Below are 18,549 nucleotides of genomic sequence, written 5' to 3' on the forward strand. Positions count from 1 at the left end.
GATCCTACGATTCTATTGTCGGTGCCGGGTGATATGCCGGAGGATGTCAGTGCTTGAAGGAGGCATCGATGGCTGAGTCCCGTACCGCGATTCTCGACGGCTTGCGCATGCACTACCTCATCGAGGGCGACGGCCCGCTGCTGGTGCTGCTGCACGGATGGCCGCAGACCAGCCACTGCTGGCATCGGATCATGCCGGAGCTGGCGAAGCGGTTCACCGTCGTCGCGCCCGACCTGCGCGGCTACGGCCTGACCGACAAGCCCACCAGCGGTTACGACAAGCGCACGATGGCCGCCGACGTCCGCGCGCTCGTACGTTCGCTCGGCCACATGAGGGTGACCCTGGTGGGCCACGACCGCGGCGCGCGGGTCGCGCACCGCTACGCGCTCGACCACCCCGACGAGGTGGAGCGCCTGGTGGTCATGGACATCGTGCCCACCAGGGAGATGTGGGCCCGTTTCGACATGAAGACCGGCGTGGCGCGCGGCACCTGGCACTGGACGTTCCATCTGCAGCCCGACCTGCCGGAGCGGCTGGCGGGTCACGACGTGCGCGGCTACCTGGACTACTTCTTCGACAAGTGGACGGTGCACCGGGCCGGGCTCGACGTCGAGGAGTACGTCAGGGCGTTCGAGCGGCCGGGCGCGCTGCGGGCGGGCTTCGACGACTACCGCGCCTCGTTCCCCGACGACGCCGAGCACGACGAGGCCGACTGGCGGGCGGGCCGGCGGCTGGAGATGCCGGTGCTGGCGCTGTGGGGTTCGGCGGGCCTGCTGAGCACGCTGCCGGTGCTCGACATCTGGCGGAAGTACGCGCGTGACGTGCGCGGCACGGTGATCCCCGAGTGCGGGCACTTCCTGGCCGAGGAGCGTCCCGATGTGGTGCTCGCGCACCTGCGCGACTTCTTCGACGGCGCGGCGGAGCCGCCGCGGCCCGAGGAGCGGCCGGTCCGCGCGGACGTGACGCTCGGCGAGATTCAGATCCGCGACCCGTTCCTGCTCAGCGTGGGCTCCACCTACTGGCTGTACGGCAGCACGGACCCCGACATCTGGTCGGGCCCCGGCGTGGGCTTCGACACCTACCGCAGCGAGGACCTGCGCACCTGGGAGGGGCCGTTCCCGGCGTTCCGTCCGCCCGCGAAGTTCTGGAGCAAGGGCCAGTTCTGGGCGCCGGAGGTCCACCCGTACGGCGGCCGCTACTACATGTTCGCCACGTTCACCGCGCCCGACGGCTACCGGGGCACGCAGGTGCTGGTGGCCGACACGCCGGAGGGGCCGTTCCAGCCGTGGAGCGACGGCGCGGTGACCCCGCGCAAGTGGCAGTGCCTCGACGGCACGCTGTTCGTGGACGAGGCGGGCGATCCCTGGATCGTCTACTGCCAGGAGTGGCAGCAGGTGCACGACGGCGCGATGTGGGCGCAGCGGCTCAGCGCCGACCTGCGCGAGACGGCCGGCACGCCGGTGTTCCTGTTCAACGCCTCCGACGCGCCCTGGGTCAGGCCGCTCGACCGTCCGTCCACGCGTGATGCGAAGCTGCCGTCGTACGTCACGGACGGCCCGTTCCTGTTCCGGCTGTCCAGCGGCCACCTGCTCATGCTGTGGTCCAGCTACGGCGATAAGGGTTATGCGATGGGCATCGCCCACTCCGAGAGCGGCCTGGTGACCGGGCCGTGGACGCAGGAGGAGCGGCCGCTGTGGGCGGAGGACGGCGGCCACGGCATGATCGTGCGGCTGCGTGACGGCTCGCTCGCCCTCACCCTGCACCAGCCGAACGATTCACCGAACGAGCGGGCGGTCATCCGTCCGCTGGTCGAGCACGAGTCGACGGTCACGCTGGCCGAGCCGTCCGGCGCCTGAGTCACACCGCGCCGCGCGACGGCTGAGTCACACCGCCCGGCCCGGCACGGCCTCGAGCAGCGCGCGCAGCAGCTCGCGCGCCGCCGGGGCCGAGCCGGTGCGGGGTGTTCACGAGCTGCGCGGCCAGCCCGTCCACGAACGTGTGCAGCACGCCCGCCCACAGCTCGACCTGCGGGTGGGGGTGCGGGCGGAGCGCCGCGTCGGGGTCGCGTACCGGCTCCTGGCCGCGCAGCACGGCGACGCACTGGCGGCACAGCGCCCGCTGGTCGTTCCAGACCGGGGAGCCGTCCTGCGAGGGGCGACGGCGCTCCCAGGCGACGACGGCCGACCACAGCGCGTATTCCTCTCGCCGGTCGTCGTCCAGCGGCAGCAGCTCCTCCAGCAGCGAGACAGTTACCTCATCCCCCGGCGGGACGGGCAGCGCGCCGCTGAGGCCAGGTCCTTCACCGCGGGCACGATGCTGCTGCTGGGCTCGGGACGTGGCTGTTCGAGTTCGCCACGGCGGTGCCGTACTTCGCCGCGATCGGCCTCATGACCTCGGCGGGGCTGGCCGCGGCGGAATGGCTGCCGCTGCTCGGGGCGTACGTGGTGATCATGGTGCTGCCCGGCATCCTGCCCTAAGCCGCCTGGACCGCGCTGGGCGAGCGGACGCGCGGGCGGTTGGAGCGGTGGCGGGCCAGGCTGTCGTCCGGCTCGCGCACCACGGTCAGTTGGATGGTCTGGATCGCCGGCATCTTCCTCGTCGTGGACGCCGTGAGCGTGCTGTTCCCCGAGACGGTCGGCGTTCCGTGGCGCTGACGGGCACCCGTACGGCCGAGACGTCCGGCTCCGCACTCACCGTCGCGCCGGGCTCAGCGCGGCGCCCTGACGGAGGTGGCGATGCTCCACGGGTCGTTCCTCGCGACCTTCACCTGGGCGGTCGTGCCGTTGACCGCTTGACGCCTACCTTCCGGCACGTTGCCCGAACGGATCGTCACCTTCCCGATGGGGCGGGCGCGGCGTGCCGATGCGACCCGCCGTGCGCAGCCGGCGCGGCGGCCCCGGTACGGCGCGGCAAGAAGAACGCGATCAGGAACGCCAGCAGCGCCGCGCCGCCGCCGATCGCCAGCACCACGCGGAACCCGTCGTCCGACGGCAGCTCGGCGGGCCCGAACCTGATCGTCATCCCGGCCAGGACGGCTCCGGCCACGGCGCTGGAGACCGAGGTGCCGATGGCGCGCATGAGCGTGTTGAGGCTGTTGGCCGCGGCCGTCTCGGTGACCGGCACGGCGGCCATCACCAGGGCGGGCATGGACGCGTACGAGAAGCCGATGCCGGCGCCGATGACGACGGAGACCAGCACGAGGTGCCACACCTCGGACATGAGCACGATGTCGAGCCCGTAGCCGCCGGCCACGATGAGCGCGCCGATCATCAGCGTCAGCTTGGGGCCGCGCGCGGCCGTCACGCGGGCCGCGATGGGCGAGAGCAGCAGCATGACCAGGCCAGACGGCGCCATCACCAGGCCGGCCACCAGCATCGACCGGCCGAGCCCGTAGCCGGTGGCCTCGGGCAGCTGCAGGATCTGCGGCAGCACCAGCGACATCGCGAACATCGAGAAGCCGAGCATGATGGAGGCGAGGTTCGTCAGCAGCACCTGGCGGCGCGCGGTGGTGCGCAGGTCCACCATCGGCTCGCGGGTGCGCAGCTCCCACCAGCCCCACAGCAGCAGCACCACGACCGCCCCGGCGAACAGGCCGATCGTCAGCGCGTCCGTCCACCCCCAGTCGGCCCCCTTGGAGATGGCCAGCAGCAGGGCCACCAGGGCGGCCGACAGCCCGATGGCGCCGACCAGGTCGAAGCGGCCGCCGCTGCGGACCGCCGATTCCGGCACGAGCGCCACCACCAGCACGAACGCGACGGTGCCCAGCCCTGCGGCGGTCCAGAACAGCACGTGCCAGTCGAAATTCTCAGCGAGCAGCGCGGCGGCGGGCAGGCCGAGCGCGCCACCCACGCCGAGCGAGGAGCTCATGGACGCGATCGCCGAGCCGAGCCGCTCGGGCGGCAGCTCGTCGCGCATGATGCTGATGCCGAGCGGGATGACGCCCGAGGCGAGGCCCTGCAGCGCGCGTCCGGCGATCATGGGGGTCAGCGCGTCGCTCAGCCCGCAGATGACCGAGCCCGCGACCAGCATGAAGAGGCTCACCAGCAGCATGCGGCGCTTGCCGTACATGTCGCCGAGCCGTCCCATCACCGGCGTGGCCGCGGCGCTGGCCAGCAGCGTCGCGGTGACCGCCCAGGCGGCGTCGGCCGCGGAGGCGCCGAGCAGCGTGGGCAGCTCGGGCACCAGCGGGATCACCAGGGTCTGCATCAGCGACACCGCGATCCCGCTGAAGGCGAGCACCACGACGAACGTGGACGCCCGCGGCGGACCGGCCGCGTGGGCGGCGCGGGGGGACGGGTTGGTCATGCGGAGGCCTCCGGTTGTGGGAGTGGGACGGCAGCGCGGAGCAACGAGTTAAATCAAGCGCTTGAGTTAAAATTAGCAGGATCGATGTTTCCGGCTCGTTGCGACTCTGGTAACCGGAGCCGAATTTGGCGAAGCCGCCTGCGGCTGCAATCATGGCGCCGGACGTCGGGCGCAGGGCAGGCGAGCAGTTCCGGTGCGGTGATGATGATGAGCAGGACCATCCGGGCCGAGCGCGTCGGCGTGACCCGCGAGCAGATCCTCACGGCGGCCGAGCGGCTGTTCGCCGAGTACGGCGTGTGCGCCGCGTCCAACCGGCGCATCAGCGAGGCCGCAGGACAAGGTAACACCGCGGCCGTCGGCTACCACTTCGGCGGTAAGGCCGACCTCGTCAGGGCGATCGTGCGCCGGCACGCCGTGCCCATCGAGGAGCTGCGCGCCCGCATGGTGGCCGCCGCCGAGGGGTCGGACGACGTACGCGACTGGGTCTCGTGCATGGTGCGGCCCGTCACCGAGCACCTCGCCGCGCTCGGCTCCCCCACCTGGTACGCGCGCTTCCTCGCCCAGGTGGGCACCGACCCGGCGCTGTGCGAGATCCTCGACGAGGAGAATCGCACGTCGCCGTCTCTGCGCCGGGCCGTCGACGGGTTCACCCACTGCCTGCCCGAGCTGCCCGCCGCCGTCCAGGCCGAGCGGGGCACGATGATGCGCCAGCTCATCCTGCACACCTGCGCGGAGCGCGAACGCGCCCTGGCGCGGGGCGCGGCCACGCCACGGGCGAGCTGGCACGACGCCGCGACCGGCCTCATCGACGCCCTAGTGGGCCTCTGGCTGGCTCCGGTCACCCACCCCTCCTGACCTCGCGCCGATCACCCACCCCTCCTGACCTCGCGCCGATCATCCACCCCTGTGACCTCGTGGCCGAGAAGGCACGCACCACGGCCACATCCTGCACGCGGTCCGCACTCAGGCCCGTCCCGGCCAACGCGCCCGCCAAACCGGAGGAGCAGAGCGCGCAGCCCAGGCCCCGGCCCGCCCGACCACCCCCAGCCGTTCCGACCGGCGGAACGCGCCATCACCCGCGCCACCACCGCGCTCAGGCCGCACCCACTCACCGCGCCTCCGGCCGGCGGCGGCGGGTGCGCAGTGCCGACGCGACGCGCGCGGGTTGCGGACCCCCATCCTGGAGGTCTAATATCCAGATTCATGAGGATGAGCGAAGGCGTGGAGTGGGCGATGCACAGTTGCCTGAACCTCGCCTGGCTCGACTCCGACGAGGCGATGACCGCGGCGCGGCTGGCGGCGTTCTACGACCTGCCGCCGGCGTACCTGAACAAGCAGCTTCAGGCGCTGGCACGGGTCGGCATCCTCACCTCGACGCCGGGACCGCGCGGCGGGTTCCGGCTGGCCCGGCCGCTCGAGCAGATCACCCTGCTCGACGTGGTCACGGCGATCGAGGGTCCGGGGGATGCGTTCCGTTGCGAGCAGGTGCTGCGCAAGGGCCCCGAGGGGCGGGACGACGTCGACTACCGCAAGTCGTGCTTCATCTCGCAGGCGATGCGGCAGGCCGAGCTGGCCTGGCGCAAGGAGCTGGCGGGCCAAACCTTGGCCGACATCAAGGCGAAGGTGGAGCGCGCCTCCCCCGGCACGCCCAGGGCCACGCGCGAGTGGTTCGCCCGCCGCAGGTCCTGACGGTGAGCGGCCCCGCCGAGCCCTTTCGCTTCGCCAAATTCTGGATATCAAATACCCAAATTATCGACAAAGGAGTGACGACATCATGCGCATGGACGTCAAGCGCCCCGCCGCCGAAGGGCTGAAGGGCATGTACGCGGTGGAGGCGTACCTCAACGCGGGCCCGGTGCCCCGCACCACGCTCGACCTGCTGCGACTGCGGGTCAGCCAGATCAACGGCTGCGCCTTCTGCGTGGACATGCACTCCAAGGAGGCCAAGGAGGCGGGCGTGCCCGAGCGGAAGCTGCACGCGCTGGCCGCGTGGCGGGACGCGCCGTTCTTCTCCGAAGAGGAGCGGGCCGCGCTGGCGCTCGCCGAGGCGGCGACCCGGCTGGCCGACAACCCGGAGGGCGTGCCGGACGACGTGTGGGACGCCGCGGCCGACGTGTACGACGAGGAGCAGCTGGCCGTGCTGGTGATGGCGACCGCCCAGATCAACGCGTGGAACCGGCTGAACGTCACCGTCCGCAACGCCCCCGCGGCCTGATGACCGGGCGGCGCCCCTGGGGACCGCTTCGCCCCCGGGCGCGCCGCCCCCGACCCCGGCGTGCCCGCGCAGGTGATACCGGCGAGCCCTGGTCTGCGCAGAGCCTGGCCTTCGAGGCCATGCCGCGCGCCGAGCGCAACATGATCCGCCGGGGTGATCCTCGGCCCCATGCGCGAAGGGTGTTCCCCGAACGGGAGGCGATCTTGCGTTCCTCGTGGTCTACCCGCCGCCGACCGGCTCTCCGTCGGCGAAGCGGCCGGCGACGCCGGCGGCCCTGCGGTAGTCGCGCGGAGCGAGGCCCGTCACGCGTTTGAAGGCGTTGCTGAGCGCGCTGACCGAGGCGTAACCGACCTCGCGGGCGATGGACTCCATCGTGGCCCCGCCGTGGCGCAGCCGTCCGGCGGCCAGCTCGATGCGCCATCCGGTGAGGTACTCCAGCGGTCCTCGCCCGACGACCCGCTTGAACCGGGCGGCGAGCGTCGAGCGGGACACCGCGCTGACGCCGGCCAGCTCCGACACCGTCCAGGCGTGGGCGGGGCGCGCGTGCATGGCGCGCAGGGCCGGTGCCACGACGGGGTCGGCGAGACCGGCCAGCCAGCCGGAGGTCCCGCCCGGCGTGGCGGCGAGGTGCAGGCGCAGCAGGTGGATGAGCATGACGAGCGCGAGGTGCTCGGTGACCAGGGCGGCGGCGGGCTGCGGGTCGCGCAGCTCGGCGGCGATGAGCTCGAGCGCCCAGCGTACGGTGGTGGCCTGCGCCGTACGCCCGGGCACGTGGATCACCGGCGGCAGCACGTCGAACAGCAGCTCCCTGGCCCGCTCGCCGAAGTCGAACCGGCCGCCCATCAGCTCCACGTCGTCGCCGTCGCCCGCGCGCGCCAGATCGCTCCCCGCCGCTTTGAAGACCGGCGCCGCAGGTACAGGCGCCACATCAGGCCCGCCGGCCAGGGTGAAGGCGCGCGGCTGGACGAGCAGGAAGCAGTCGCCCTCGCGCAGCTCGATCGGCCCGGGCACGCCGTCCACGGTGAGCAGGCAGTGGCCGCGCCGTACGGCGTTGAACTTGACCCCCTGTGGAGGGTCGAACGCGAGCGCCCACCGGCCGCCGGCCACCAGCCCGGTGGACAGGCGGCTGGTGGTGCCGACGAGCGTCAGCACGTCTTCGAGCGGGTCGGCCGGTCGGACTGTCACGCAACAATCCTGGACGTTTGAGGCTTCTGCGTCCAATCGGAGCTTCCTAGGGTTGCTCGCATGACACGTATCAGCACCCCTTTCACCGCCAGGAGCACCGCCGCCGAAGTACTCGAAGGCGTCGATCTGACCGGCCGGCGGATGATCGTGACCGGCGGGGCGTCCGGGATCGGGCTGGAGACCGTACGCGCTCTGCGGGGTGCCGGGGCGGACGTCACGGTCGCCACCCGCAACCCGGCCGCCGGCGAGCGGCGGCTCGATCTGAGCGATCTCGGCTCCGTACGCGCGTTCGCCGCCTCCTGGAGCGGCCCGCTGCACGTGATCGTCGCGAACGCCGGTGTCATGGCGCTGCCCACCCGCCAGGTCGCGGCGAACGGCTGGGAGCTGCAGCTCGCCACGAACTTCCTCGGCCACTTCGCGCTGGTCACGGCCCTGCACGAGAATCTGCGGCAGGCCGGAGACGCGCGGGTGGTCGTGGTCGGCTCAGGCGCGCAGCTGCGGGAGCCGTTCGACTTCGACGATCCGCATTTCGAGCGGCGCCCGTACGACCCGTGGGCGGCGTACGCGCAGTCGAAGACGGCCGGGGTGCTGCTCGCGGTCGGCGCGGCGCGGCGCTGGGCGGGTGACGGCATCACCGCCAACGCCCTCGAACCCGGCTACATCCACACGAACCTGCAGCGGCACGTGGACGCGGCGACGATGCGGGCGATGGGCGCGATGGACGAGCAGGGCCGCCTGTTGACCCCCGCCTGCTTCAAGACGCCGGAGCAGGGGGCCGCCACCTCGGTGCTGCTCGCCGGGTCTCCGCTGGTGAAGGGCGTGACCGGCCGGTACTTCTCCGGCAACCAGGAGGCCGCGGTGGTCCGGGGCGGGCCCGAGGTGATGACGGGCGTGGCGTCGTGGTCGGTGGACCCGGACGCGGCGGACCGGCTCTGGGCGTACGCGCACGAGGCGATCACCGCATGAAGGTCTCAACAGATGGTTCAACGATACCGTCGAAGGTATGGAGAATCCCGCGCACGGCGTCGATGCCGCCGCCCTCATGAGCCTGCTGCCGTCCCGGCCGCGCCTGCTCGCCGTGGGCGAGCCCACCCACGGCGACGAGACCCTGCTCGCGCTCCGCAACGAGCTGTTCGTGCGGCTCGTCGAGCAGCAGGGGTACCGGTGCGTCGCGATCGAGAGCGACTGTTTGAAGGGTCTGGTGGTGGACGACCACGTCACCACGGGCGCGGGCGACCTGGACGAGGTCATGGAGCGCGGCTTCAGCCACGGGGCGGGGGCGTGGCGGGGCAACCGGGAGCTGGTGCGGTGGCTGCGGGCGTACAACGCGGGGCGGCCGGCCGCCGAGCGGGTGCGCTTCGCGGGCTTCGACGCACCGCTGGAGATGACCGGCGCGGGGAGCCCCCGGCAGGCGCTCACCGCCCTTCACGCGTACCTGGCCGCGCACATGGACACCGGCGTGCGCGCGGACGTCCTCGATCGGCTGCTGGGGCCCGACGAGCGGTGGGCGAACGGCGGCGCGATGCTGGACCCCTCGCGGTCGATCGGCCGCTCGGACGCGGCGGGGCGGCTGCGGCTGCTGGCCGACGACCTGGCCGCGCTGCTCGGCGCGCACGCGCCGGAGCTGGTCGCGGCGACCTCGCGGGAGGCGTGGGAGCGGGCCTGCCTGTACGCCCGTACCGCCATCGGCCTGCTGCGCTACCACGCCCGCATGGCCGACACCGCACCCGGCCGGGCCGACGCGATGATGGGCCTGCGTGATGCGATGATGGCCGCCAACCTGCTCGCCCTCGCAGAACGCGGCCCGACGCTCGTCCACGCCCACAACCGGCACCTGCAGCGGCACCGCAGCACGGTGCTGCTGGGCGGGCTGCGGGTGGACTGGTGGAGCGCGGGCGCGCAGCTCACCGCCCGGCTCGGCGGCGCGTACGCCTTCGTCGCCACCGCGGTCGGCACGATCCGCCACCACGGCGTCGGCGATCCTCCCCCGAACACCGTCGAGGGACTGCTGCACGCGTTGCCCGGCGATCGCTTCCTGGTCGCCGGCCGGGAGCTGGACGGCGCCGGTCTCGTTCCCCGCGACTCCCCCTGGTACGGCTACCTCCCGCTCGGCCCCGCCGACCTGACCGGCAGCGACGCCCTCTGCTACGTCAGGGACCTGCCACCGGGCTGAGCGCGGATCGCGGCCGGGCGTCCGGTCCGACAGAATGCCGTGGTGATTCCTACACGTTTACGCGCTCTGTCCCTCGCGCTGCTCCTTCTGCCGGTCTCCGGCTGCGGGCTCGTCGAGGTGGCTCGCGGCGGTTTCACCGTCAGCATCTCGAGCGAGTCCATGGAGCCGACGCTCAAGAAGGGCGCGCACCTGTCCGTCCGTCCGATCGGCGACCGTGTTCCCCGTACCGGGGACATCGTGGTCTTCCGCACGCCCGAAGGCTGGACGGGCACCACCGCGGGCGCGGAGCGCGTCGGGCGGGTCATCGGCATCCCGGAGAGCACGGTGACATGCTGCGACGCCGATGGCCGGCTGGAGCTGAACGGCCAGCCGCTGGATGAGCCCTACATCGCACGGCCGCCCGCCTCCGACGTGACGTTCGACGTCCGGGTGCCGCCCGGCCGGCTCTGGATCATGAACGACAACCGCCACGTCGCCCTGGACTCCCGCGCCCACCAGGGCGCCCCCGGCAACGGGACCATCGAGGTCACCGACGTCGTCGGGGTGATCGATACATCCCGCCGGTAGCGAGGGGGTCAGGGGCGGGCTGCGCGGCTGACCATCACGTCGATGATGTCGTCGGCGCCGATCCCCTTGTGCGCGAAGTCACCCACGGTGACCAGCTCGGCCACGCCGTGCGCGCTGGCCAGCAGGGCCGCGAGCGCGGCCTTGTCGCGACGGCCTCCGCCGGCGATGTCGACGCTCAGCGCGGACATGATCTCGTCGATGGCCTGCTCCACTTCGGGATGCCGCCCGGCGACGAACATCGAGGAGAACACCAGCCGGTATTCCTCGGGGTGCTCCACGGCGTACTCGACGTAGCTGCGGTAGAAGGCGCGCAGCCGCTCCCCCTGGCCGCTCTGCGGGAGCACGGCGGCGGCGATGTGGGCGGCGATGTCGGTCATGACGCGGGCGGCAACCGCCGCGAGCAGCGCCTTCTTGTCGGCGAAGTGACGGTAGGGGGCCATGCGCGACAACCCGGCCAGCTCGCCGACCGCGCGCAACGTCACGCCTTCGAGCCCCTGCTCGCGCAGCAACGTCAGCGCGCTCTCTATCAGCCGGGACCTGGTGCCGTCGATCATGGCATCACTCTCTCACGACCTTCTGTGTTGACAATGTCAGCATAGTCGTTGACACTGTCCACATATCCCGATGTTGACAGCGTCAGCAGGAGAGCTATGAAGATCACGGTGAACGGCGAGCCGCACGAGGTGGCCGCCGGACGCGACGACCCCGTGGTGGACGTCCTGCGCGACGGCCTGGGCCTGACCGGGACCAAGGCGGTCTGCCGTACGGGCGTGTGCGGAGCGTGCACGATCGCGGTCGACGGCACCCCGCAGGCCGCCTGCCTGCTGCCGGCCGCGGCGGTGGAGGGACGCGCCCTGACCACCGCGGAAGGGCTCGACCATCCGGTCCAGCGGGCCTTCGCCGCCCACGACGGCCTGCAGTGCGGATACTGCACGCCCGGCTTCGTGGTGGAGGCCGCCGCTTTCGTGGACGCCTGGCGGGCCGGGCACGGCGACGTCGAGCCGCCCAGAGAGGAGATCGCCGCCGCCCTGGCCGGTCACCTGTGCCGTTGCGGCGCGTACGGACGTATCTACGAGGCGGTCGCGGCCGCCTGCCGGGGCGAGCACGACGACGGCGAGGTCACGCCCGCCAGGGTCGAGGCCATGGAGAAGATCACCGGACGCGCCCGCTACACGACGGACGTCCGGCTGGACGGCATGCTCGAAGGGGTGATCATCCGTTCGGCGCGGGCGCACGCGCGGGTCACCTCGGTGGAGGTGGACGGCTCCCCCGTGGTGGATCTGCTGCCGGAGGACCGGATCGTCCGTTACGCCGGGCAGCCGATCGCCGCCGTCGCCGCCGCGACCCGCGGGGAGGCCGAGGCGATCGCCGCGAGCGCGCGGATCGGGTACGAGCCGTTCCCCGCCGCGTTCGGCGACGGCCCGGACGCCCCGCCCGTTTACGACGAGCGGAGCAGGAAGAACGCCCCCAGCTCCAGCGAGGGCATGACGCTGCCCGCCTCCTGGGACGGCAACGTGCGCGGGCCGTTCAGCGGGGCGAGCAAGCGAGGCCGCAAGGCGGCCGAGCTGATCGACGCGGCCCGGAGACGCGGCGATCCGCTGCTGGTGACGGGCACGTTCAGCACCGCCGTGCAGGTGCACACGCCGCTGGAGCCGCACGCCTGCCTGGCCAGGTGGGACGAGCGCGGCGACCTTCACCTGCACCTGTCCACCCAGACGGTGGCCATCGCCGCCGAGCAGGCCGCCAGGCGCTGGAAGCTCGACCCGGGCCGGGTGCAGGTCGTCGCCGAGCACGTGGGCGGCGGTTTCGGCGCCAAGTCCGGGATCACCGTGGAGGCGGTCGCGGCGGTCGAGCTTGCGCGGGCCTGCGGCGCGCCCGTACGCGTCGTGTTCAGCCGCGCGGAAGAGCTGACCGACGCCGGCAGCTGGCCGGGCAGCACCACGAACATCGCGCTGCTGGCCGGCCGGGACGGGGAGCTCGCCGCGCTCGCGATGGACGTGCGCAGCCGGGGCGGCGTCGCCGTCGGAGGGATGTCGGCGGCGCTGGCCCGCTTCGTGTACGGCACCGCGCCCCGGCGGCTGCGCGACTACGACGTGGTCACCAACGAGCCGCCCGGCACGCCGTTCAGGGGGCCCGGTGCCCCGCCGATGCTGTGGGCGCTGGAGCAGGCCGTGGACGAGATGGCGCACCGCCTCGACGTCGACCCGATCGTGCTGCGCCGCCGCTGGGACGGCAACCCCAAGCGGCACGCGCTCTACGAGCGGGCTCTGGCGCTGCCCGTCTGGCGCGACCGGCCGCGCAGCGGGTCGCAGACGGGACGGTTCCGGCGCGGCGTCGGCGTGGCCATGGCCAGCTGGATCTACGCGATCACCCCGGCGACCCAGGTCGAGCTGGAGGTCGTGGGCGATGTGGTCGTGGCCCGCACCGCCACCCAGGACATCGGTACGGGCGTGCGCAGCGTCATCGCCGGCGTCCTGCAGGAGGAGCTGGGGCTGCCCGCCGAGCGGATCCAGGTCGAGATCGGCCGCTCCTCCGCACCTCCCGGCCCGCCCGCGCTGGGCAGCCGCAGCACCACCTCGGTGGCCCCGGCCGCCCGCGACGCCGCCCGCCGCCTGCTCGCGCAGGGTCTCAAGCCCGGCACCGAGGTCGTCGGCAAGCGGCGGCGCGACCGCGGCGGCTACGTGACGCCGTTCCCGATGAACGGCATGGCGCTCGGCCGCGGGTTCAGCGGCGCGGTGCACGTCACCGAGGTCGAGGTGGACACCAGGTTCGGCACGATCAGGCCGCTCAGCGTCTGGGGCGGCATCACCGCAGGGCGCATCTACGCCGAGAAGCCGGCGCGCAACCAGTGCGAGGGCGGCATCATCCAGGGCATCGGGTACGCCCTGTACGAAGAACGCCTCATCGACCCCGTCACCGGCACCGTCCTCACCTCGAATCTGGAGGACTACCGCATCCCCGGCATCGGCGACGTACCGGAGATCACCTTGCACTTCCATCAGGAGGGGTGGGACCACGTCAACGGCGGCGGCGTGGGGCTCGGCGAGGTCTCCACGGTCGGGGTGGCCGCCTCGGTGGCCAACGCCGTGTACAACGCGACGGGCTGGCGGCCCCGCGACCTTCCGATCCGCCCCGACCGCGTCCTCGAGGGCCTCTCCCCGTGACCACTTCGGCCACTCCTCGAAAAACTCCCGGGCGACCGCCGCCTCGAAGAACTCCTCCGCTCCGCCTCTCGAAGGGAACAGACGTTGACCGTCTCCACCGATCTTCTCCAGGCCGCCCGGCACGGCGTGCCGCGCGCGGGCGGCACCGACCTGATGAGCCGGCGCGTGGCCGGTCCGTACGTGGACCTGGCCGGGCTGCGCGACGCACCCGAAATATCGGGCATCACCTGGCAGCCGGACGGCTCCGCCCGCATCGGCGCCCTCACCACCGTCGCCGAGGTGGCCCGCGACGAACGGCTGCGTGCGGCGTACCCGGCGCTGGCGCTGACCGCGCGCGGGCTGGCCACCCCGCAGATCCGAGCGATGGCCACCGTCGGCGGCAACCTGCTCCAGCGCAACCGCTGCTCGTACTACCGCAACCCCGCCTTCACCTGCCACCAGGACGGCGGCGACTCCTGCCCGGCCCGTGCGGGCCAGAGCATGTACACCGCCGTCATCGACACCGGCCCCTGCCTGGCACCCCATCCGTCATCCCTGGCCATGGCGCTGCTGGCCTACGACGCGGTCGTGGAGGTGCACGGCAGGGACCCGTTCCCGATCGCCGAGCTGTACGGCGACGGGTCCGACCCGACCCGCGACCACCTCCTCGGCCCCGGCGAGCTGCTCACCTCCGTGCATCTGCCGCCGCCGGTGGCCGGGGAGCGCGCCGCGTACCGTCGCGCCATCGCACGGTCTGAGGCCGAGTGGCCGCTGGCGGAGGCGACCGCCCGCCTGGTCACGGAGGGGTCGAGGATCACCGCCGCCGCCGTTGCCGTCGGCGGCGTCGCGCGGGTGCCGCTGCGGCTCGGCGAGGTCGAGGACGCGGTGCTGGCCGGGCAGCCCTTCGAGACCGCCGCCGGGCTCGCCGCCGCCCGCTGCACCCCCGCCGCCCGCAACGGCTACAAGGTCACCCTGCTCACCGCGACCGTCCTGGAGGTCCTCGAACGCGCCGCGACCCCCAGCTGATCCCCGCCCCCGCCTCGCTGCCTTCACGGCACGGGTGGTCCGGAGGCGCACCGGTGGTCGGCGGCGGGATCTCCGAGCGCACGCACGCACGCGCTGCCGGGCCGGAGCACCCGTAACACAGGCGGGGCGCCCGTGGCGCCGGAGACCGCAGTCGGCGACGGGGTCTCCGGCGCTACGGGCGCGCGGCCGTGTCGCTAAGCGCCGCGTCGTTGAACGGCGTGTCGCTGAACGCCGTGTCGCTGGGCGGCGCGTCGTTGAGCGACGTGTCGTTGAGCACTGGTCAGGTGCACTTGCCCTGGAGCCAGGCGCGGTACTCCTTCGTGTAGTTCGTCATCACGCTCTTCGGCGCCTGGGCCAGCACCTCCGTCCAGCGGGCGGTGTTGCCGGTCCAGGACGGCGGCGGTTCCTCCCAGCCGACGCTGTCGGTCCAGCGGGCCTGGGAGCCCTTGAGCAGGCCGGGGTGGCGCTTGGCGAGCTCGGACTGGATCCAGGAGTCGTTCGAGTAGACGAGGATGCGCATCGACGCCTGGCGCTCCTTGATCGGGTCGGAGACCTCCTTCCACGCCTGCGCCCCGTACGTCGGGTCGGACAGCACGGGCCGGGCCTCGGGCTTGATCTCCAGCAGCGCGATCATGCCCCGCGACTTCACATGGTCCAGCCACTGCCGCAGCGTGTGCACCTTCTGTCCCTTGTAGGGCCCGCGCGAGATGCTGCGGTCGCGCAGGTTGTCGCTGCCGGCCGCCCACCACAGGTCGGTGATGTTCTTCCTGGTGCCGGTCAGGCCGTTGGTCGTGGTGTTGTGCCACATGACGGCCTTGGTGCCCTGCCTGGTGACCTGGACGTCCCCCTCCACCCCGTCGGCGCCCCACGCCTTCTGGTCGTCGATGCCGCGGGCGTGGTTGGGCTGGCGGATCTGGTCACGGTCCCATGGGTTCGGCCCGGTGGGGTAGCCGCCGTGGCCGAAGACCTCGGGACAGGCGACGGCGGCCGGCCGGGCGTGCGCCGCAGGTGCTGCGAGCGTCGTGCCGAGCGCGGCCAGCGTGGTCAGTAACGCCGCCTTCTTCATGATCGTCATGCGTGCTGACTCCCTAGCGTCGGGGATGATCGGCACGGGCAGGCTAAGCATCGAACCGCTAAATGATCAAGCATTGGCGGCGACCAGGCCGAAGCAGGCGTGCCGCGCCGCCACGCTCCTCGTCCGGACCCTTGAAGGGTGGGCGGCTCGGGCTCGCCGGTTTGGTGATGACCGGTTCGAAGGGGGCGGGCGGAGCGCCGCCCGGCCTCACCCAGAACCCCGAGCCGAAGCGCTGCCGTCGCCCGCAGGCCCTTCCACGGTGCCGCCGCCGATCAGGACGCCGTTCAGCAGGGCGTTCAGGTAGCGGGAAGCGACGCCCGGATCGCCGGGGTGCGGGGTGTGGTTGACCGCGTACGCGATCCCGCAGATCAGCACGAGCAGGTCGAGCGCGTCGATGCCGGGCCGCATGACGCCATCGGAGACGGCGCGGGCCAGCAGGTCGCGAAGCAGCCCGGCCAGCTCGTCCCGCAGCTCGCGAGTGCGCTCGGTGGTGGGCGCCGGGCCGAGCGCCTCGGCGGCGAACGCCTTGTCCTCGAGGTACGCGGTGAGCCCGTGCTCCAGGATCTCCCGCAGGGCGGCGCGGACGTCGGGCGCGGCGGTGGCCTGCCTGACCTCCTCGATCAGCTCCTCGAACCGCTGCTCGGCGAGCGCGGCGAGCAGCGCCTCGGGGGTCGGGAAGTGCCGGTAGACGGTGCCCACGCCGACGTCGGCCTCCCGGGCGACGGCGTTGAGCTGCAGGGTGGCGCCCGCGTCGAGCATGGCCCTGGCCGTCTGCAGGATCTGCCGGCGGTTGCGTGCGGCGTCTTTCCTCAGCGGTGCGGCGGGCATGTGCCCCACCCTACAACCGGATATGTCATCCGCGACCTCAAGAGGACGTGGCCCGCAGGGCGCGCAGCAGCGTGTCGGTGAGGTCGTCGAGGTAGGTGGGGCCCGCCTCGGCGGCGCGTACCACGAACCGCCAGTAGACCGGGGCGGCGATCAGGTCGAGCGCGAGCTCGATGTCGGTGTCCTGCGGCAGCTCGCCGCGCGCGATCGCGCGCCGGAAGATCTCGGCCGTACGCTCCCGCTTCGGCTCCCCCACCAGCAGCCCCACGACCTCGCCCAGCTCGGGGTTGCAGACCATCTCGGCCACGAGGTCGGGCAGGACGCGCGCGAAGCGCGGGTGGGTGAGCCACCCGGTCACGGACTCCAGGGAGGCGCGCAGGTCGCCGCGGAGCGTGCCGGTGTCGGGCACGTCGAGCGTGGCGATGAAGTGGTCGCAGATCACCGCCATGGCCATCTCCTGCTTGGACTTCCAGCGGCGATACAGCGCGCTCTTGCCCACGCCGGCCCGTTTGGCGACCCCCTCCATCGAGAGCCTGGCGTAGCCGTGCTCGGCCAGCTCGTCCAGCACGGCCTCGGTGATGGCCTCGGTGACCTGGGGCTGCAGCACGGCTGCGCCGGTGGGAGTGCGGCGGCTCATGGCACGCAGTCTAGCGATTGGACGATACGGGACCGTTCCGTCTATGGTGGACGTCGGGACGGTACCGTACCGTCGCGACGTAGAGAGGATTGCCATGGAAGCCACTGAGCTGGTCGAGCGCGGCATCGCCCTGCTGCTCGCCAAGGACATGTCGGGCTTCGCGGGCCTGTGGGCCGAGGACGGCGTGATCGAGTTCCCGTTCGCACCTCCCGGGTACCCGCGCAAAGTGGAGGGACGCGAGGCGATCAGGGAGTACCTGCGCGACTATCCCGAGAAGTACGACGTGCGGGAGGTCGTCCGTAAGGTGATCCACCGGACCGAGAACCCCGAGGTGGTGGTCGTGGAGCTGGAGGTGGCCGGAATCGTGCCGCGCAGCGGGGAGCCGTACCGGATGGAGTACGTCGCGATCATCACCGTGCGGGACGGCGAGATCCGCCACTACCGCGACTACTGGAACCCGCTGCAGGCCGCCCGGGCGATGGGCGGGCTCGAGGCGCTGACGAAGGCGTTCGCCGGAGGTGCGGCATGAGCGAGGTGCTGGTGATCGGGGCGACCGGCACGACCGGTTCGCGGGTGACGGCCTTCCTGCGCGAACGCGGCGTGCCGGCGCGGCCCGCAAGCCGCAAGGCCGACCGGCCGGGCTTCGTGCGCTTCGACTGGACGGAGCCGGAGACTTACGCGCCCGCGCTGTCCGGCGCGCGCGCCGTCTACGTCCTGCCGCCCATCGGGGTGACCGAGCCGGCCCCGCTGGTGGAGCCGTTCCTGCATGAGGCGGTACGCCAGGGCGTGCGGCGCGCGGTGCTGCTCGGCACGTCGGCGCGCCCCGAGCGCACGCCGGGGGCCGTGGCGCTGTACGAGCTGGTCCGTACGGTGATGCCGGAGTGGGCCGTGCTGCGGCCCTCGTGGTTCATGCAGAACTTCACCGGCCAGGCGCTCGCGCTGCGCCTCCGCGACGGCGAGCTGATCTCCGCGACCGGCGCGGGCCGGGTGGCGTTCGTGGACGCGGGCGACATCGCGGCCGTGGCCGGGCACGCGCTGACCGACCCGGAGCCGCACAACACCGAGCACGTGATCACCGGCCCGGAGGCGCTCGGCTACGACGACGTGGCCGCGCTGCTCACCGAGCTGGGCGCGGGCCCGCTGCGGCACCGCCCGGTCACCGAGGACGAGCTCGCCGCGCACTTCGCCGCCCACGGCATGCCGCGGGACTTCGCGGCCATGCTGGCCGCGCTGGACACCGACATCAGCCTCGGCACCGAGGACCGCGTCACCGACACGGTGCAGCGCGTCACCGGCCGCCCGCCGCGCAGCTTCCGCGCCTTCGCCGCCGCCGAGCTGCGCTGATCACGGGGGTCAAAGCCGCACCGAACCGGGCAAGGAGGTATATTCCGCTAAACC

20 protein-coding genes are annotated in these 18,549 nt (G+C 72.6%); 12 read left to right on the plus strand and 8 right to left on the minus strand.

Annotation, left to right across the window (positions count from 1 at the left end; genetic code table 11):
- Positions 1-68 precede the first annotated feature (68 nt).
- Positions 69-1,856 carry an alpha/beta fold hydrolase gene (locus tag WBK31_RS17125; RefSeq protein ID WP_406675211.1) on the plus strand — a complete coding sequence of 596 codons (1,788 nt, stop codon included), beginning with the start codon at positions 69-71 and terminating at the stop codon, positions 1,854-1,856.
- Between the two features lies 1 nt (position 1,857).
- On the opposite strand, the gene WBK31_RS17130 is transcribed toward WBK31_RS17125, so the two are convergent.
- On the minus strand, positions 1,858-2,277 hold the full coding sequence (locus tag WBK31_RS17130) for a TetR family transcriptional regulator C-terminal domain-containing protein (protein WP_364057419.1): 420 nt from the start codon (positions 2,275-2,277) through the stop codon (positions 1,858-1,860).
- 239 nt (positions 2,278-2,516) lie between these two features.
- Here WBK31_RS17130 and WBK31_RS17135 point away from each other — a divergent pair, with 239 nt between their 5' ends.
- Complete coding sequence (locus WBK31_RS17135) at positions 2,517-2,654, plus strand: hypothetical protein (RefSeq protein WP_406675212.1); 138 nt, start codon at positions 2,517-2,519, stop codon at positions 2,652-2,654.
- A 53-nt stretch (positions 2,655-2,707) separates the two neighbouring features.
- Here WBK31_RS17135 and WBK31_RS17140 read toward each other — a convergent pair whose 3' ends face one another.
- Both WBK31_RS17140 and WBK31_RS17145 read right to left on the minus strand, forming a co-directional pair.
- Complete coding sequence (locus WBK31_RS17140; RefSeq protein WP_406675213.1) at positions 2,708-2,833, minus strand: hypothetical protein; 126 nt, start codon at positions 2,831-2,833, stop codon at positions 2,708-2,710.
- Positions 2,830-4,305: an MFS transporter gene (locus WBK31_RS17145; RefSeq protein ID WP_364052103.1), complete on the minus strand. Its 1,476-nt coding sequence runs from the start codon at positions 4,303-4,305 to the stop codon at positions 2,830-2,832. The genes WBK31_RS17140 and WBK31_RS17145 overlap by 4 nt, the downstream gene beginning before the upstream one ends.
- Positions 4,306-4,509: 204 nt before the next feature.
- On the opposite strand from WBK31_RS17145, the gene WBK31_RS17150 reads away from it, so the two are divergent.
- From WBK31_RS17150 to WBK31_RS17160, 3 genes are all read left to right on the plus strand, one after another.
- Entirely contained in the window at positions 4,510-5,160 is a 651-nt protein-coding gene (locus tag WBK31_RS17150) for a TetR family transcriptional regulator (protein WP_364057422.1), read from the plus strand.
- Between the two features lie 354 nt (positions 5,161-5,514).
- Complete coding sequence (locus WBK31_RS17155; protein WP_406675214.1) at positions 5,515-5,994, plus strand: RrF2 family transcriptional regulator; 480 nt, start codon at positions 5,515-5,517, stop codon at positions 5,992-5,994.
- 85 nt (positions 5,995-6,079) lie between these two features.
- Positions 6,080-6,520: a carboxymuconolactone decarboxylase family protein gene (locus WBK31_RS17160; protein WP_364052109.1), complete on the plus strand. Its 441-nt coding sequence runs from the start codon at positions 6,080-6,082 to the stop codon at positions 6,518-6,520.
- A gap of 219 nt (positions 6,521-6,739) precedes the next feature.
- On the opposite strand, the gene WBK31_RS17165 is transcribed toward WBK31_RS17160, so the two are convergent.
- Positions 6,740-7,705, minus strand: coding sequence for a cupin domain-containing protein (locus tag WBK31_RS17165; protein ID WP_406675215.1), 966 nt, complete (start codon positions 7,703-7,705; stop codon positions 6,740-6,742).
- A gap of 60 nt (positions 7,706-7,765) precedes the next feature.
- Between WBK31_RS17165 and WBK31_RS17170 the strand changes: the two genes are divergently transcribed.
- Genes WBK31_RS17170 through lepB form a run of 3 tightly spaced genes read left to right on the plus strand, consistent with a single transcriptional unit; the run spans position 7,766 to position 10,445 of the window.
- A complete protein-coding gene (locus tag WBK31_RS17170) occupies positions 7,766-8,671 on the plus strand; it encodes an SDR family NAD(P)-dependent oxidoreductase (RefSeq protein WP_364052115.1) in 906 nt (301 codons plus the stop codon).
- A 37-nt stretch (positions 8,672-8,708) separates the two neighbouring features.
- Positions 8,709-9,878 (plus strand): erythromycin esterase family protein, encoded by a 1,170-nt coding sequence (locus WBK31_RS17175; RefSeq protein ID WP_406675216.1) that lies wholly within the window; start codon positions 8,709-8,711, stop codon positions 9,876-9,878.
- Positions 9,879-9,920: 42 nt separating this feature from the next.
- Positions 9,921-10,445 carry a signal peptidase I gene (gene lepB, locus WBK31_RS17180; RefSeq protein ID WP_364052119.1) on the plus strand — a complete coding sequence of 175 codons (525 nt, stop codon included), beginning with the start codon at positions 9,921-9,923 and terminating at the stop codon, positions 10,443-10,445.
- Between the two features lie 8 nt (positions 10,446-10,453).
- Here lepB and WBK31_RS17185 read toward each other — a convergent pair whose 3' ends face one another.
- Positions 10,454-10,999: a TetR/AcrR family transcriptional regulator gene (locus tag WBK31_RS17185; protein ID WP_406675217.1), complete on the minus strand. Its 546-nt coding sequence runs from the start codon at positions 10,997-10,999 to the stop codon at positions 10,454-10,456.
- Between the two features lie 96 nt (positions 11,000-11,095).
- On the opposite strand from WBK31_RS17185, the gene WBK31_RS17190 reads away from it, so the two are divergent.
- Together WBK31_RS17190 and WBK31_RS17195 are read left to right on the plus strand one after the other, a co-directional pair.
- On the plus strand, positions 11,096-13,609 hold the full coding sequence (locus WBK31_RS17190; RefSeq protein WP_406675218.1) for a molybdopterin-dependent oxidoreductase: 2,514 nt from the start codon (positions 11,096-11,098) through the stop codon (positions 13,607-13,609).
- Between the two features lie 84 nt (positions 13,610-13,693).
- Complete coding sequence (locus WBK31_RS17195; RefSeq protein ID WP_406675219.1) at positions 13,694-14,614, plus strand: FAD binding domain-containing protein; 921 nt, start codon at positions 13,694-13,696, stop codon at positions 14,612-14,614.
- 280 nt (positions 14,615-14,894) lie between these two features.
- Here WBK31_RS17195 and WBK31_RS17200 read toward each other — a convergent pair whose 3' ends face one another.
- From WBK31_RS17200 to WBK31_RS17210, 3 genes are all read right to left on the minus strand, one after another.
- Positions 14,895-15,689 (minus strand): glycerophosphodiester phosphodiesterase family protein, encoded by a 795-nt coding sequence (locus WBK31_RS17200; RefSeq protein WP_364052129.1) that lies wholly within the window; start codon positions 15,687-15,689, stop codon positions 14,895-14,897.
- 207 nt (positions 15,690-15,896) lie between these two features.
- Complete coding sequence (locus tag WBK31_RS17205; RefSeq protein ID WP_364052132.1) at positions 15,897-16,517, minus strand: TetR/AcrR family transcriptional regulator; 621 nt, start codon at positions 16,515-16,517, stop codon at positions 15,897-15,899.
- A gap of 37 nt (positions 16,518-16,554) precedes the next feature.
- Positions 16,555-17,151 carry a TetR/AcrR family transcriptional regulator gene (locus WBK31_RS17210; RefSeq protein ID WP_364052135.1) on the minus strand — a complete coding sequence of 199 codons (597 nt, stop codon included), beginning with the start codon at positions 17,149-17,151 and terminating at the stop codon, positions 16,555-16,557.
- 94 nt (positions 17,152-17,245) lie between these two features.
- Between WBK31_RS17210 and WBK31_RS17215 the strand changes: the two genes are divergently transcribed.
- A complete protein-coding gene (locus tag WBK31_RS17215) occupies positions 17,246-17,680 on the plus strand; it encodes a nuclear transport factor 2 family protein (RefSeq protein WP_364052138.1) in 435 nt (144 codons plus the stop codon).
- Complete coding sequence (locus tag WBK31_RS17220; protein ID WP_364052141.1) at positions 17,677-18,495, plus strand: ergot alkaloid biosynthesis protein; 819 nt, start codon at positions 17,677-17,679, stop codon at positions 18,493-18,495. Before WBK31_RS17215 ends, WBK31_RS17220 begins: the two co-directional genes overlap by 4 nt.
- The last annotated feature ends 54 nt before the right edge of the window (positions 18,496-18,549 follow it).

The sequence above is a fragment of the Nonomuraea sp. N2-4H genome, assembly GCF_045291505.1.
Taxonomy (GTDB): Bacteria; Actinomycetota; Actinomycetes; order Streptosporangiales; family Streptosporangiaceae; genus Nonomuraea; species Nonomuraea fastidiosa.

Excerpts from the sequence above, each read along its gene's own strand:
- WBK31_RS17125 (WP_406675211.1), top strand. The coding sequence starts at position 69 with ATGGCTGAGTCCCGTACCGCGATTCTCGACGGCTTGCGCATGCACTAC.
- WBK31_RS17145 (WP_364052103.1), bottom strand. The coding sequence starts at position 4,305 with ATGACCAACCCGTCCCCCCGCGCCGCCCACGCGGCCGGTCCGCCGCGG.
- WBK31_RS17150 (WP_364057422.1), top strand. The coding sequence starts at position 4,510 with ATGATGAGCAGGACCATCCGGGCCGAGCGCGTCGGCGTGACCCGCGAG.
- WBK31_RS17155 (WP_406675214.1), top strand. The coding sequence starts at position 5,515 with ATGAGCGAAGGCGTGGAGTGGGCGATGCACAGTTGCCTGAACCTCGCC.
- WBK31_RS17160 (WP_364052109.1), top strand. The coding sequence starts at position 6,080 with ATGCGCATGGACGTCAAGCGCCCCGCCGCCGAAGGGCTGAAGGGCATG.
- WBK31_RS17170 (WP_364052115.1), top strand. The coding sequence starts at position 7,766 with ATGACACGTATCAGCACCCCTTTCACCGCCAGGAGCACCGCCGCCGAA.
- WBK31_RS17175 (WP_406675216.1), top strand. The coding sequence starts at position 8,709 with ATGGAGAATCCCGCGCACGGCGTCGATGCCGCCGCCCTCATGAGCCTG.
- WBK31_RS17185 (WP_406675217.1), bottom strand. The coding sequence starts at position 10,999 with ATGATCGACGGCACCAGGTCCCGGCTGATAGAGAGCGCGCTGACGTTG.
- WBK31_RS17190 (WP_406675218.1), top strand. The coding sequence starts at position 11,096 with ATGAAGATCACGGTGAACGGCGAGCCGCACGAGGTGGCCGCCGGACGC.
- WBK31_RS17200 (WP_364052129.1), bottom strand. The coding sequence starts at position 15,689 with ATGACGATCATGAAGAAGGCGGCGTTACTGACCACGCTGGCCGCGCTC.
- WBK31_RS17205 (WP_364052132.1), bottom strand. The coding sequence starts at position 16,517 with ATGCCCGCCGCACCGCTGAGGAAAGACGCCGCACGCAACCGCCGGCAG.
- WBK31_RS17210 (WP_364052135.1), bottom strand. The coding sequence starts at position 17,151 with ATGAGCCGCCGCACTCCCACCGGCGCAGCCGTGCTGCAGCCCCAGGTC.
- WBK31_RS17215 (WP_364052138.1), top strand. The coding sequence starts at position 17,246 with ATGGAAGCCACTGAGCTGGTCGAGCGCGGCATCGCCCTGCTGCTCGCC.
- WBK31_RS17220 (WP_364052141.1), top strand. The coding sequence starts at position 17,677 with ATGAGCGAGGTGCTGGTGATCGGGGCGACCGGCACGACCGGTTCGCGG.